Consider the following 12,980-nt stretch of genomic DNA (forward strand, 5'->3'; position numbering starts at 1 on the left):
CTCGTAGATAGTGAGTAATGAAAAACCGGAGCGGATTGTGCCCGGACTCGGCACCCAGGGGCCTGGTCCGGATGGCTGTGGACTGCGGGGGCGCAAGCTTCAGCCGGAAAAAAGGGGCACGAGGCCCCTTTTGCGCTTACTTGCCAGCGTTCTGCAGGGCCACCTGCACGGTATCGGCCACATTCTCGGCGGTGAAGCCGAAGTGCTTGAACAGCACGCCTGCAGGAGCGGACTCGCCGTAGCTGTCGATGCCCACCACGGCGGCGCAGCCGTACTTCCACCAGAAGTCGGTCACGCCCATTTCCACGGCGATGCGGGGCAGGCCGGCGGGCAGCACGGCCTTCTTGTACTTCACATCCTGCTTGTCGAAGGTCGTGGTGCTGGGCATGGAGACCACGCGCACGGCGATCTTGCGTTCGGCCAGCTGCTTCTGGGCCGCCAGGGCCAGCTGCACTTCGGAGCCGGTGGCGATGATCACGGCCTGGGCCTTCTTGCCCTTGAGGCCCACATCCTTGGGCTCGGAGAGCACGTAGGCGCCGCAGGCGATGTTGTCCAGCGCGTCTTCGCTCTTGGGCGAGTAGGCCAGGTTCTGGCGGCTGAGCAGCATGGCGGTGGGCCTGTTCTTCTGGCTCAGGGCCACGGTCCAGGCCACGGCAGTCTCGGTGGTGTCGGCGGGGCGCCACACGTCCAGGCCGGGGATCAGGCGCAGCGAGGCTGCGTGCTCGATGGACTGGTGGGTGGGGCCGTCTTCGCCCAGGCCGATGGAGTCGTGCGTGAAGACGTGGATCACGCGCTGCTTCATCAGAGCCGCCATGCGGATGGCGTTGCGGCTGTAGTCGGAGAAGGTCAGGAAGGTGCCGCCGTAGGGGATGAAGCCGCCGTGCAGCGCCACGCCGTTCATGATGGCGGCCATGCCGAACTCGCGCACACCGTAGTTGATGTGGCGGCCGATCTGGCCTTCTTCGGTCTTGACCACGGCACCCTTGTCGTCCACGCGGAAGGAGGGAGTGGACTTTGTGTTGGTCAGGTTGGAGCCGGTCAGGTCGGCAGAGCCGCCCAGCAGCTCGGGTAGAGCGGCTGTCAGGCCTTCCAGGGCCAGCTGGCTGGCCTTGCGGCTGGCCACGGTGGCGCCGGCGTCATGGGCGTCGGAGGCGATCTTGGCGGCGATTTCACCGAAATTGGCGGGCAGATCGCCAGCCATGCGGCGCGTGAACTCGGTGGCCTGCTCGGGGAACGCGGCGGCGTAGGCCGCGAACTTCTCGTTCCAGGCGGCTTCGGCCTTGGCGCCCTGATCCTTGGCGTCCCAGTCGGTGTAGACGTCGGCAGGGATCTCGAACGGGCCGTAAGTCCAGCCCAGGGCGGCGCGGGTCAGGGCGATTTCTTCGGCACCCAGAGGTTCGCCGTGGGCCTTGGCCGTGTCCTGGCGGTTGGGCGAGCCCTTGCCGATATGGGTCTTGCAGCAGATCAGCGTGGGCTTGTCGGCGCTCTTCTTGGCGGCGGCGATGGCCTTGTCCAGGGCGTCCACATTGTGGCCGTCCACGGCGCGGATCACGTTCCAGCCGTAGGCCTCGAAACGCTCGGGCGTGTTGTCGATGAACCACGGGGCCACCTTGCCGTCAATGGAGATGCCATTGTCGTCGTACAGGGCGATCAGCTTGTTCAGCTTCCAGGCGCCGGCCAGGGCGGCGGCTTCATGGGAGATACCTTCCATCAGGCAGCCATCGCCCAGGAACACATAGGTGTGGTGGTCGACAATCTCGTGCTTGTCCTTGTTGAACTCGGCCGCCAGCAGCTTTTCAGCCAGTGCAAAGCCCACGGCATTGGTGATGCCCTGGCCCAGCGGGCCGGTGGTGGTTTCCACGCCGGGAGTGATGCCCACTTCGGGGTGGCCGGCAGTCTTGCTGTGCAGCTGGCGGAAGTTCTTCAGCTCTTCGATGGGCAGCTCGTAGCCGCTCAGGTGCAGCAGCGCATAGATCAGCATGGAGCCGTGACCGTTCGACAGGATGAAGCGGTCGCGATTGGCCCAGTGCGGGTTCACGGGGTTGTGCTGGAGGTGGCGGCTCCACAGCGCTACGGCCATGTCGGCCATGCCCATGGGGGCACCGGGGTGGCCGGAGTTGGCTTGTTGAACGGCATCCATTGCGAGTGCACGGATTGCATTCGCCATATTTTGAGTGTTGGCCATCAGGGCGCTCCGAAAAGGAGGGGTAATTCTGCTAAGCCCGTCATTTTAATGGAGGCCCAATTTTCGCAGGCGGGATGCGGGTCAATGCTCTACAGTGCAACCCCAGAAACAGGTGTCCTGCACACCTCAAACCGTGTTGAAAAGCTGATTGCAATGACTGTAGAAAATGCTGCTACCCTCCTGGTGCAACCCCCTGCAATGCTGCTGGCCGCAGGCCGGGGGGAGCGCATGCGGCCGCTGACCGATGCGACCCCCAAGCCGCTCCTCAAGGTGCAGGGCGTGCCATTGCTGCAGTGGCACCTGCAGGCACTGCTGGCTGCCGGCGTGCCGCGTGCCGTCATCAACACCGGTTGGCTGGGAGCGCAGATTCCCGCGCATTTCGGCGATGAATTCGTGCCGCAGCCCGATGCGGGCGCGCGCGCGAAGCTATCGCTTTCCTATTCGGAAGAGCCCGAAAAAGCCTTTGAAACCGCGGGCGGCATCAGCCGCGCCCTGCCGAGGCTGGACCGTGTTTTCTGGCTGGCTGCAGGTGACGTCTATGCGCCGGATTTCGGCTTTTCGATACAGGATGCCCAGGCGTTTGCACAAAGCGATGAACTGGCACACCTTTGGCTGGTGCCCAATCCTGCACACAATCCGCGTGGCGACTTTGGCCTGAGCGGCGACGGCAAGGCACTGGATCTGCCTGCCGACGATGATCGGCCACGCTACACCTACAGCACGATTGCGCTGTTGAAAGCCGAGTTGTTCGCCGCGCCGTGGTTCGATGTGCAGCCCGGAAACCCCGAAGGCCTGCGTGCCCCACTGGCCCCGCTGCTGCGCCGTGCCATGCAGCAAGGCCGGGTGAGCGCCTCGCTCTACACCGGCCGCTGGGTCGATGTGGGAACGCCCGAGCGACTGGCCCAGCTCAATCAGCGCTGAGCGGGTGCGCCGCCGAATGCTCCGCAGGGCATGGACTCGGCAGAGATGCTGCCCGACGGTTCGAAACTATTTGCCATCGCAAGTGCATCGCCCGCGTCTGCTAAGCTCCGTCGCTCTTCAGACGGGCACTCCCGGATGCATCTGTGCGCATTCTCCTGGGTCCGTCATCGGGTGAGTGCATGCAAATCGTTTTCTTCATGGCGCTGGTGGGGTTGGCCGCGTTCTGCCAGAACCTCACGGGCTTCGCGTTCGGGCTGATCTTTGTGGGCGTGGCCGGCGCCACGGGCCTGATGAACATCGCCGATGCGGCGAATGTGGCCTGTCTGCTGTCCATCATCAACGGGGTCAGCTATATGCGCGCCTACCGCTTCGCGCCGGACTGGGCCATGCTCAAGCCCATGCTCGTCAGCAGCGTGCTGGGCGTGGTCGGCGGGGTGCTGCTGCTGCACTGGCTCAGCGGCAACACGCTCAACGGTCTGCGCATGCTGCTGGGCCTGGTGATCGTGCTGTGCGCCATGTTGCTGCTGATGCAGAAGAAGGCGCTGGACCGGCCCTGCGGCCCGGTCTCGATGTGGGTGGCCGGCGTGTCCTCGGGGCTGCTCGGCGGCCTCTTTGCCACGCCCGGCCCGCCCATGGTCTACCACCTCTACCGGCAGCCGCTGGATCGCCTGCTGGTGCGCCACTGCCTGTTCGCCATGTTTGTCTCCTGCTCCATGTTGCGTGCAGCCATGGTGGCGGTGGAGGGGCAGCTGAACTGGGCCGTCATGGGCTGGACGGCGCTGGCCTTTCCCGTCGTCACCGGTGTGACCTGGTGGAGTGCCAGACATCCGCCGGCCTGGCCCAGAAGACGGGTGGAGTGGCTGGTCTGCGGCCTGCTGATCCTGTCGGGCGCAAGCCTGCTCTGGTCGGGCTGGAGCGCGAGCCGGCCCGAGTCCGTGGTGCCCGGCGATGCGACGGCGCAGCTGGCGGCTCCACCTGGGGCGGGCATGGAGACCGGGCGGTGTCGAAATAGCTGACATCTGCAGATGTCAGCCGATGTACAGATGTCCGGCCAGCATTACGATATGCCCATGACTTCTGTATATGCCCAACGCCGCGCACGCTTGGCCGCCCAGTTGGGCGACGGCGGTGTCGCCATCATCCCCACGGCTCCCGAGCTGCATCGCAACCGCGATACCGAGTATCTGTATCGCCACGACAGCTATTTCTACTACCTCACGGGCTTCAGCGAGCCCAATGCCTGCCTGGTGCTGACCGGCGACGGCAATAGCGTGCTGTTCTGCCAGCCCAAGGATCTGGAGCGCGAGGTCTGGACCGGCTACCGTCTCGGTCCCGAGGCGGCCAAGGCCAGGCTGGGCGTGACTCAGGCCTTCTCCAGCGATGAAGTCGACGCGCGCCTGCCGCGCCTGCTGGAGAACCGCGAGCGCGTCTGGTTTCCCTTTGCCACCCACAAGGGCCTGGCCGAACAGGTCGAAGGATGGCTGGGCCAGGTGCGTGCGCGCTCGCGCTTTGGCGTGCTCTGTGCCACGCAGCAGGGTGATGCCTGCGCGCTGCTGGACGAGATGCGCCTGATCAAGGACGCGCACGAGCAAGGCATCATGCGCCGTGCCGCGCAGATCAGTGCCCAGGCCCATGTGCGAGCCATGCAGCGCTCGGCCCGAATGCTGCGCAATGGCGAGGAGGTGCGCGAATACCATCTGGACGCCGAACTGCTGCACGAGTTCCGCCAGCATGGCTCGCAGTACGTGGCCTACGGCTCCATCGTGGCTGCCGGTGCCAACGCCTGCGTGCTGCACTACCAGGCCGACAAGGCGCCGGTGCGCGCGGGCGAGCTGGTGCTGATCGACGCGGGCTGCGAACTCGATGGCTATGCCAGCGACATCACGCGCACCTTCCCGGCCGACGGCAAATTCAGCGGAGCGCAGCGTGCGCTGTACGACCTGGTGCTGGCGAGTCAGGAAGCGGCGATCGCCGTCACCAGGGCCGGCCAGCGCTTCAACGACCCGCATGACGCCACCGTGGCCGTGCTGGCCCAGGGCATGCTGGACCTGGGGCTGCTGGACCGTACCAGGTACGGCACGGCCGAGGACGTGATCGAGTCGCGTGCCTACTTCCAGTTCTACATGCACCGCACCGGCCATTGGCTGGGCATGGATGTGCATGACTGCGGCAGCTACGTGGAACCTGGCGAACTGGGCGTGCTCAGCGAGCGCAAGGACCCGATCTCGGGTGAAACCATTGCCAATCGCCCCAGCCGCATCCTGCGCCCCGGCATGGTCACGACCATAGAGCCGGGCATCTATGTGCGACCGGCACCCGGCGTGCCCGAGCAGTTCCACAACATCGGTATCCGCATCGAGGACGATGCCATCGTCACTGAAACCGGCTGCGAGCTCATCACCCGCGGCGTGCCGGTCAAGGCCGACGAGATCGAGGCGCTGATGCGTGACTGAGAGACGGGCGCAAGAGTTCAGCATGCCGCAGACCTTCCCTCACCTGAGCCATGGCGCTGCGGCCCGTCCCCTGCCCGCAGCGCGCATGGGCTTGTTGCTGTGGCTGCTGGGACTGCCCGGGGTTCTGGCCCTGGCCTGGAACCAGCCACCGGCCTGGTTGGCCGGAAGCTCCGAGCCCTTGACCCGCTGGGCATTGACCGCAGGGCTGGGCCTGCTGCTGGCGCTGGCGGTGGCGCTGGGCATCAGGCTGGGCCCGGGGCTGGGCCTGAGCGCACCCTTGATCCATGCCCTGGCCGAAGGGCGCATGCCATGGCGCGGCGTGCGGGTGCTGAGCCTGCCCGGTGTGGCAGGCGGCGTCATCGGTGCGGCATGGCTGGTGACGCTGGCCGTGGTCTGGCCGGAAAGCATGCCTTTTGTGGACCCGGTCTACGGCCTGCCGCTCTGGCCCAAGCTGCTCTACGGAGCAATCACTGAAGAGCTGCTGCTGCGGCTGGGCATGCTGAGCACCGTGATGTGGCTGTTGTGGAGGGTTTTCGGCAGCCCCAGGCGGCGCCCGGACTGGCGCCTGGGCTGGTTGGCCATCGCGCTGGCGGCCCTGTTGTCCGGCTGCTTTCCGGTGTTCCTGAACTGGACCGTGGCAGGCGATCTGCCGCTGCCTGTCGTGCTGCAGCTGCTGATGTGCGAAAGCGTCTATGGCCTGTTGGCCGGCATCATGTTCTGGCGCTACGGGCTCGAGGCCGCCATGCTTGCGCATGTGGTGACCTACCTGCTCTCGCACGGCCTGATCTGAGGCCCGGACATTTGAACCCGCCGGGCAAAACTGTTTCGACGCGGTCTTTGATGCGCTGCAGCAGGCTTGTCGGTTCCCATGCCGGTTTCCCTCGTATGCTTCGTTATCAATAGCTGAAGGCGATTGAAATATAAGCATCTCCTGCATTATTAGTCCTGAACTCAATAACGAGCAGGCGCCATCAGCTACTGTTTTTCCTGTTCTGCGGCTGGCTTGCCTGTTGCTGCGGCGCTGGGCACGATGCAGTCATGTAACCGCATTCGTGCCAGAATTGAAACCCGATTACATTCCATCGCGAGAGAGACATTTCATGCAAGTGAGTCGTGCTACCAAGATCGTCGCCACACTGGGCCCCGCTTCCAGCGATCCGCAACTGCTTGAGCAAATGGTGCGCGAAGGCGTGAACGTCGTGCGCCTGAACTTCAGCCATGGCAAGGCGCAGGACCATATCGACCGTGCCACCATGGTGCGCGAGGCCGCCCAGCGCGCGGGCCGCGAAGTGGCCATCATGGCCGACCTGCAGGGGCCCAAGATCCGCGTCGGCAAGTTTGCCGAGGGCAAGGTCATGCTGGAGCCCGGCGAGCGTTTCGTGCTGGATGCATCGCGCACCGAGCTGGGCGACATCAACGGCGTGGGCCTCGATTACAAGGAGCTGCCCCGTGATGTGAAGGCTGGCGACGTGCTGCTGCTCAATGACGGCCTGATCGTGCTGACCGTGGACGCCGTGCGCGGCGAAGAGGTGCACACCGTCGTCAAGCTCGGCGGCGAGCTGTCCAACAACAAGGGCATCAACAAGCAAGGCGGCGGCCTGACGGCGCCTGCACTGACGGCCAAGGACATGGAAGACATCAAGACCGCGATGTCCTTCCAGGCTGACTACGTGGCCGTGAGCTTCCCCAAGAACGCCACCGACATGGAGATGGCGCGCCAACTGTGCAACGTGGCTGCTGCCCAGTACGGCCACAAGCCCGGTCTGATCGCCAAGATCGAGCGCGCCGAGGCCATTCCGCGCCTGGAAGAAATCCTCAAGGTCTCCGACGGCATCATGGTCGCACGTGGCGATCTGGCCGTGGAAGTGGGCAATGCCGCCGTGCCCGCGCTGCAGAAGAAGATGATCCGCATGGCCCGCGACATGGACAAGGTGGTGATCACCGCGACCCAGATGATGGAGTCCATGATCACCAACCCCGTGCCCACCCGCGCCGAAGTGAGCGACGTCGCCAACGCCGTGCTGGACGGCACCGATGCCGTGATGCTGAGCGCCGAAACCGCCGCCGGCAAGTACCCGCTGGAAACCGTGCGTGAAATGGCGGCCATCTGCGCCGCTGCGGAAGCGGCCGAAGACCGCGTCAAGGATGCCGACTTCAGCAACAGCCCGTTCAAGCGTACCGACCAGGCCATTGCCATCGGCGCGCTGTTCACCGCGCACCACCTGGGGGCCAAGGCTATCGTGGCGCTGACCGACTCCGGCTCGACCGCGCTGTGGATGAGCCGTCATCGCATCCACATTCCCATCTACGCCCTGACGCCCAAGCTCGCCACGCAGCGCAAAATGGCGCTGTACCGCAACGTGCGCCCTCTGTTGATGGACACCAGCGCCGAGCGTGACATGGCGCTGGACCAGGCCAAGGGCCATTTGCTGGCCCGCGGCATCGTGCAGTCCGGCGATGTCTACGCCATCACCTGCGGCGAGCCCATGGGCCAGCCCGGCGGTACCAATATGCTCAAGATCTGCCGGGTGGAATGATCTCCCCCTGAGGCGCTTTGCCTAGGCGGCCCCGCGCCTTCCCCTCTCCCTTCGGGAGGGGCGACGCCATCGCTGCGGGGCGGCTCTAGCTCGGCGTCACTCGCATGGACAGTGCGATTTTTAAATAAAGAAAGCTGCCAGCGCTTGTTTTTAAAGCGCTGGCAGCTTTTGTTTGGATAGCGTCGATCAGCCGGGCCGGGGTTGCAGGCGGCGCTTGAGCTGTTTGCGACGGCGGGCTTGCTGGATCTGCAGTGCGCTGTGCCAGACAAGCACGGCACTGGCGGCGCCGATCAGCATGCCGGCCAGAACATCCGAAGGGAAATGCACGCCCAGCACTACGCGGCTGAGGGCCACGCTGACGGCGAGCAGCCAGGCGGTGGCCACCAGCCAGCGCCTGCGGCGGCCCACGCCCAGCTGGATGCCCTGAGCCAGGGCGAAGGCGCCGGCGGCGTGCATGCTGGGAAAGCTGGCGCTGGCGCCATGCGGTATCCATTGCATGCCCATGCCCAGCTGCGCCGGCCTGGGCATGGGCAAGCCCCAGCGGATCAGCCGACAGGCAATCCAGGCACAGGCCATGGACAGCAAGGCCAGTTGCAGGCTGCGCCTCCAGCCCTTGCCAAGCGCCAGCATGGCGGCGATCACGGGCAGGGCGCAGAGGCCGGGCAGCCAGTTGGAGGCAAAGCGCGCGGCCTGAATCCACCACAGCGGGCTCTGGGTGTTGGCATTCAGGAAATGAAATACGGGGGGGTCGAACAGCAGCATGAGTGACCTTCGGGTGTTTGCAGTGCTCAGTCCGGAGCCAGCAGGTCGTCAGGCGGCAGGGCTGCATCTGCGGGGGCCTGCTGCGCCAGACTACGGGTGGTGAACAGATCGCACAACCCGCTGACCGTCCAGCACAGCCAGGCGGTCCACAGCGTGTGGCTCATGAAGTGGGCGCCGCGCATCTGCTGCGCCAGTCCCAGGGCAAAACCGGCCACCAGGGCTGCGGCCAGCCACAGGCGCGCGACGCGCGGCTGGTTGTGACGCAGCGCAAAGTAGCCGCTGAGGAAGGCAAAGCCCGCCGAGGCATGGCCGGCCGGAAAGCAGTGACCGCTGCCGCCATCCGTGATGCCCCAGGCCCAGTGCGAGACATAGTGGCCCACGCCGCCGAAGTCGGCGATGTCCCAGGGGCAACTGGTGGCGCTGATGCGCTTCATGACGGCCATGACGACCAGTGACAGCAGCGCACCGACGACCAGCTGTATGCGTCTTGCGTATGGAAGCTTCCGCATCCAGCCTCTGGGCCACCAGATCATCAGGCTCAGCCCCATTGCGACGATCCAGGCGATCTTGCGCGCACCTTCATGGGCAATATTGACCAGAAACCAGTCGTTTTGCAGGGCAAACCCCTGGCTGTTGCCGAACCAGCGGGCGAAGGGCATGTCCTGGCCGCTCATGTCCCAGGCCAGTACACAGGCCAGAGCGGCGACGGTCCAGGCCAGCAGGGCTGCGGTGGAAGATTGGCGAAGAGGGAGGGGCGGGATCGAGGAGGCGGGCGACTTCATGGCCGCGACGATAGAAAGCGCTTCTTAACAAGCGCTTAAGAACCTGCTTGCGATCTCCTCGTCCAGGGACAGGGGCTTTGCGTGGTGGAATGCCAGGCGGCGCCCCACCGCGCGAGAAGCCGCAGCAACAGCCGCGCTGCTGTGAGGGATGGCGCGGCCGGCGCGGCAACGCCACAGACCGCCCCTGACCGGGCACCCGCAGAGACTCTGTCCCGACGGGGTGGAACGAAATCGGGCGAATTCTCCCGGCGCAAGCGGCGAGTCACCGCGTCGAATGCATCCCGATGGCGCTGCAACGCGGCTGCGCGGAGATCCTGAACACGTTCCGAGGTCTTGCTCAGCCCTGGGCTGTCCAGGCGCTGCGCAGTCGCTTGAGATGCGGCACGACGCGCAGATGGCGGCGTCGGCGCAGGCGAAAGCCGATGTTCCAGACAATGAGGGCGCCGCCGATGCCGACCAGCGCGCCGGCCAGCAGATCGGAGGCAAAGTGCACGCCCAGGTGGACGCGGCTCCAGGCAATGCCGAAGGCGGCCACCCAGGCCAGCCAGACCAGGGGCTTGCGGTGGCGGGTTGAGCCCAGGCTGAGGGCCATGGCCAGGGCAAAGGCACCGCTGGCATGCAGGCTGGGAAACCCCGCACGTCCGCCATGTTGAATCCATAGCGTGCCCAGGTTGAGCTGGAACGGGCGCGGTGCCGGGAAGCCCCAGCGTATGAGTCTGGCGATCAGCCAGGCCGTGGCCATGGACAGCAGCAGCATCAGCATGGTGCGGCGTGTCGCCGGCGAGCCCAGGACCAGGGCGCCGAGAACCAGCATGCCGCTGAGATTGGGCAGCCAGGCAGAGAGCGCCCGCGCCAGCTGGATGCTGAACCAGTGCGTCTGGGCATCGGCATTGAACAGCGCAAACAGAAATGGATCGAAGAAGAACATGAAGGCGCTGCGGCGGGTGGCGGCAATGTAAGGTGGCCGATGTTAAGGCGAAACGCCGACCTGCGGATGTCAGGGCCGTCTGCAGACCGGGAAAGAGGGCATTGGTGTGATCCGTGCACTTGGGCAAGTCAGGATTGACCCGCACAATGCGGGCATGCGAATTCTGGTGATCGAAGACAACGAAGGCATTGCAGCAGGGCTGCGTGCCAATCTCATGCAGCGCGGCTACGCGGTGGATGTGTGCGCCAGCGTGGCTGAGGCCTGGCATGCCCTGAGCACAGAGCGCTTTGATGCCGTGCTGCTGGACCTGGGCCTGCCCGATGGCGATGGCAGCGAGGTGGTACGCCGCCTGCGCCTGCAGACAGGACGGCCCGGGGGGCCGCAACTGCCCGATCCGGCCACGCCGGTGCTGATCCTGACGGCGCGCGATCAGGTGCAGGACCGGGTGGCAGGGCTCAATCTGGGGGCCGATGACTACCTGGTCAAGCCCTTTGACATGGACGAGCTGGAGGCCCGGCTGCGCGCCATGATGCGTCGCGCAGCCGGCCAGGCGTCGCCGGTGATCCGCCATGCGGATCTGGAGGTGGACCCCGCCGCACGTACCATCCGGCAGGCAGGGCAGAAGGTGGAGGTTTCACCGCGCGAGTTCGCCGTGCTGTGGGCCCTGCTGCTGGCGCGCGGGCGCGTGCTGTCGCGCCCGCAGATCGAGGAGCATCTCTACAGCTGGGGCGACACGGTCGAGAGCAATGCCGTGGAGGTCTATGTCCACCATCTGCGCAAGAAACTGGGCCAGAAGATCATCGTGACCATGCGGGGCGTGGGCTATTTCATGCCTCAGGAGCAGGAATGAACGTCATGTCCAAGACCGGCAAGCGCCGCAGCTCGCTGCAGCTGAACCTGCTGGCCTGGATGCTGGGGGGACTGGTGCTGGTCTGGTGCAGCTTCGTCATCTGGGGCTATCAGACCGGGGTGCACGAGGCCGACGAGCTGACCGACGGGCATCTGGCCGGAGTGGCCGCGCTGACCCTGAACTGGCATGTGCAGGGCGATGTGCCGGTCGGTGAGACCACGGCGGTCCAGCCGCCTGCAGGTCTGCACGCCCACGATTATCAGGAGTCGTTGAGTGTGGTGCTCTGGAATGCACAAGGCGTGCTGATATCGCGCACCGGTCAGGCGCCCTTGCCGGACTTCGGCATCGAACAGGGCTTTGCCACGATTGGTGCACACGGACGCCAGCCCTGGCGCAGCTACACGCAGTGGAGCCACGACAAAGCCGCCAAGGTCACGGTGATGATAGATCTGGCCGAACGCGACAGCCTGGCCGACGACATCGCCATGCAGATGATAGAGCCGGGCTTCTGGCTGCTGCCCGTGATCGTGATCGCGCTGGGCGCGGCGATGCGCCGCGGCATGCGCCCGCTCAATCAGCTCACGCAGCGCGTGGAGGCCCTGGATCTGAGCCTCGACCAGCGCCTCTCCGACGCCCATGTGCCGCGCGAGCTCGCGCCCATGGTCAGCTCCATCAACACCTTGCTCGACCGCCAGCAGGAAGCGCTGGAGCGCGAGCGAAACCTGGCCAACGAGGTGGCCCATGAGCTGCGCACGCCGCTGGCCTCCATCGCTTTGCAGGCCCAGGCGCTGAAGTCGCCGGCGCAGACCGACAACGCAACCCTGCAGGCCGCGTTGCAGCGCATCGGTCAGGATGCGCTGCATGCCGGCCATGTGCTGGACCAGTTGCTGACCCTGGCCCGGGCCGGGCGCGGCATGCTGGATGCGCCGTTGCAGACCGTGAACTGGGCCGATGTGGCGCGCAATGTGGCGGCTGCACAGGCCCAGCACGCCTGGCAGCGTGGGGACACGATTTCCGTGGATGCCCCGCAGGAGCTGCCGGTGCGCGGCAATGCGCTGCTGCTCGAATCGGCCCTGCGCAATCTGGTCGAGAACGCCGTGCGCCATACGCCGGGGGGCACGCAGATCGAGGTGCAGGCCGGCCTCGATCCCCTCCGGGCGCTGGCCTGGGTGCAGGTCTGCGACGACGGACGGCGCGACGCGGCTGCGGTTCATGTGCCACCGACGGACAGTCTGCATCTGGGCCATGAAATCGTCGGCCGCGTCATGCAGGCTCACGGCGGCCGCTTCACGGTGGTCGAGGCACCGCAAGGCTTCACCACCAGCTATCGCATGGAAATACCGCTGGCCGGTTAAAATGCCCGGTTACTAAGCGGTTACCGAAGTGTGGCCGCTGGTCTATCCCCAGGCCACAGCTGTCGTGCGGCGCACTGCAGTGATTCATCGCCGAGGGGTGTTGCCTCTCCAAACTTTGAACGGAACCCACCATGCCTTTGATCTCGATGCGCGAAATGCTGGACCATGCTGCTGAAAACGGCTATGGCATCCCCGCCTTCAACGTGA

11 protein-coding genes are annotated in these 12,980 nt (G+C 65.6%); 7 read left to right on the forward strand and 4 right to left on the reverse strand.

From position 1 onward, the window contains the following. Positions 1 to 136 precede the first annotated feature (136 nt). The gene (gene tkt, locus E2583_RS24490) at positions 137 to 2,185 is read right to left on the reverse strand and encodes a transketolase (protein WP_291599536.1); all 2,049 of its coding nucleotides are present in this window, start codon (positions 2,183 to 2,185) and stop codon (positions 137 to 139) included. 153 nt (positions 2,186 to 2,338) lie between these two features. Between tkt and E2583_RS24495 the strand changes: the two genes are divergently transcribed. The 5 genes from E2583_RS24495 to pyk all read left to right on the forward strand — a co-directional run bounded on the left by E2583_RS24495 (position 2,339) and on the right by pyk (position 8,096). After that, positions 2,339 to 3,106 (forward strand): nucleotidyltransferase family protein, encoded by a 768-nt coding sequence (locus tag E2583_RS24495; RefSeq protein WP_291599538.1) that lies wholly within the window; start codon positions 2,339 to 2,341, stop codon positions 3,104 to 3,106. A gap of 179 nt (positions 3,107 to 3,285) precedes the next feature. Then, positions 3,286 to 4,122: a TSUP family transporter gene (locus tag E2583_RS24500; RefSeq protein WP_291599540.1), complete on the forward strand. Its 837-nt coding sequence runs from the start codon at positions 3,286 to 3,288 to the stop codon at positions 4,120 to 4,122. Positions 4,123 to 4,176: 54 nt separating this feature from the next. Continuing rightward, entirely contained in the window at positions 4,177 to 5,559 is a 1,383-nt protein-coding gene (locus E2583_RS24505; protein WP_291599542.1) for an aminopeptidase P N-terminal domain-containing protein, read from the forward strand. A 22-nt stretch (positions 5,560 to 5,581) separates the two neighbouring features. After that, positions 5,582 to 6,349 (forward strand): CPBP family glutamic-type intramembrane protease, encoded by a 768-nt coding sequence (locus E2583_RS24510; protein ID WP_291599544.1) that lies wholly within the window; start codon positions 5,582 to 5,584, stop codon positions 6,347 to 6,349. Positions 6,350 to 6,659: 310 nt separating this feature from the next. Next, the gene (pyk, locus tag E2583_RS24515) at positions 6,660 to 8,096 is read left to right on the forward strand and encodes a pyruvate kinase (protein WP_291599546.1); all 1,437 of its coding nucleotides are present in this window, start codon (positions 6,660 to 6,662) and stop codon (positions 8,094 to 8,096) included. A 186-nt stretch (positions 8,097 to 8,282) separates the two neighbouring features. On the opposite strand, the gene E2583_RS24520 is transcribed toward pyk, so the two are convergent. The 3 genes from E2583_RS24520 to E2583_RS24530 all read right to left on the reverse strand — a co-directional run bounded on the left by E2583_RS24520 (position 8,283) and on the right by E2583_RS24530 (position 10,568). After that, a complete protein-coding gene (locus tag E2583_RS24520) occupies positions 8,283 to 8,858 on the reverse strand; it encodes a phosphatase PAP2 family protein (RefSeq protein WP_291599548.1) in 576 nt (191 codons plus the stop codon). Between the two features lie 26 nt (positions 8,859 to 8,884). After that, complete coding sequence (locus tag E2583_RS24525; RefSeq protein ID WP_291599550.1) at positions 8,885 to 9,640, reverse strand: phosphatase PAP2 family protein; 756 nt, start codon at positions 9,638 to 9,640, stop codon at positions 8,885 to 8,887. A gap of 337 nt (positions 9,641 to 9,977) precedes the next feature. After that, positions 9,978 to 10,568, reverse strand: coding sequence for a phosphatase PAP2 family protein (locus E2583_RS24530; RefSeq protein ID WP_291599552.1), 591 nt, complete (start codon positions 10,566 to 10,568; stop codon positions 9,978 to 9,980). A gap of 154 nt (positions 10,569 to 10,722) precedes the next feature. Between E2583_RS24530 and E2583_RS24535 the strand changes: the two genes are divergently transcribed. After that, positions 10,723 to 11,418, forward strand: coding sequence for a response regulator transcription factor (locus E2583_RS24535; RefSeq protein WP_291599555.1), 696 nt, complete (start codon positions 10,723 to 10,725; stop codon positions 11,416 to 11,418). Next, entirely contained in the window at positions 11,415 to 12,773 is a 1,359-nt protein-coding gene (locus E2583_RS24540) for a histidine kinase dimerization/phospho-acceptor domain-containing protein (RefSeq protein ID WP_291599558.1), read from the forward strand. Before E2583_RS24535 ends, E2583_RS24540 begins: the two co-directional genes overlap by 4 nt. Positions 12,774 to 12,980: the final 207 nt, after the last annotated feature.

This window comes from Comamonas sp., assembly GCF_009360615.1.
Classification (GTDB): Bacteria; Pseudomonadota; Gammaproteobacteria; order Burkholderiales; family Burkholderiaceae_C; genus Comamonas.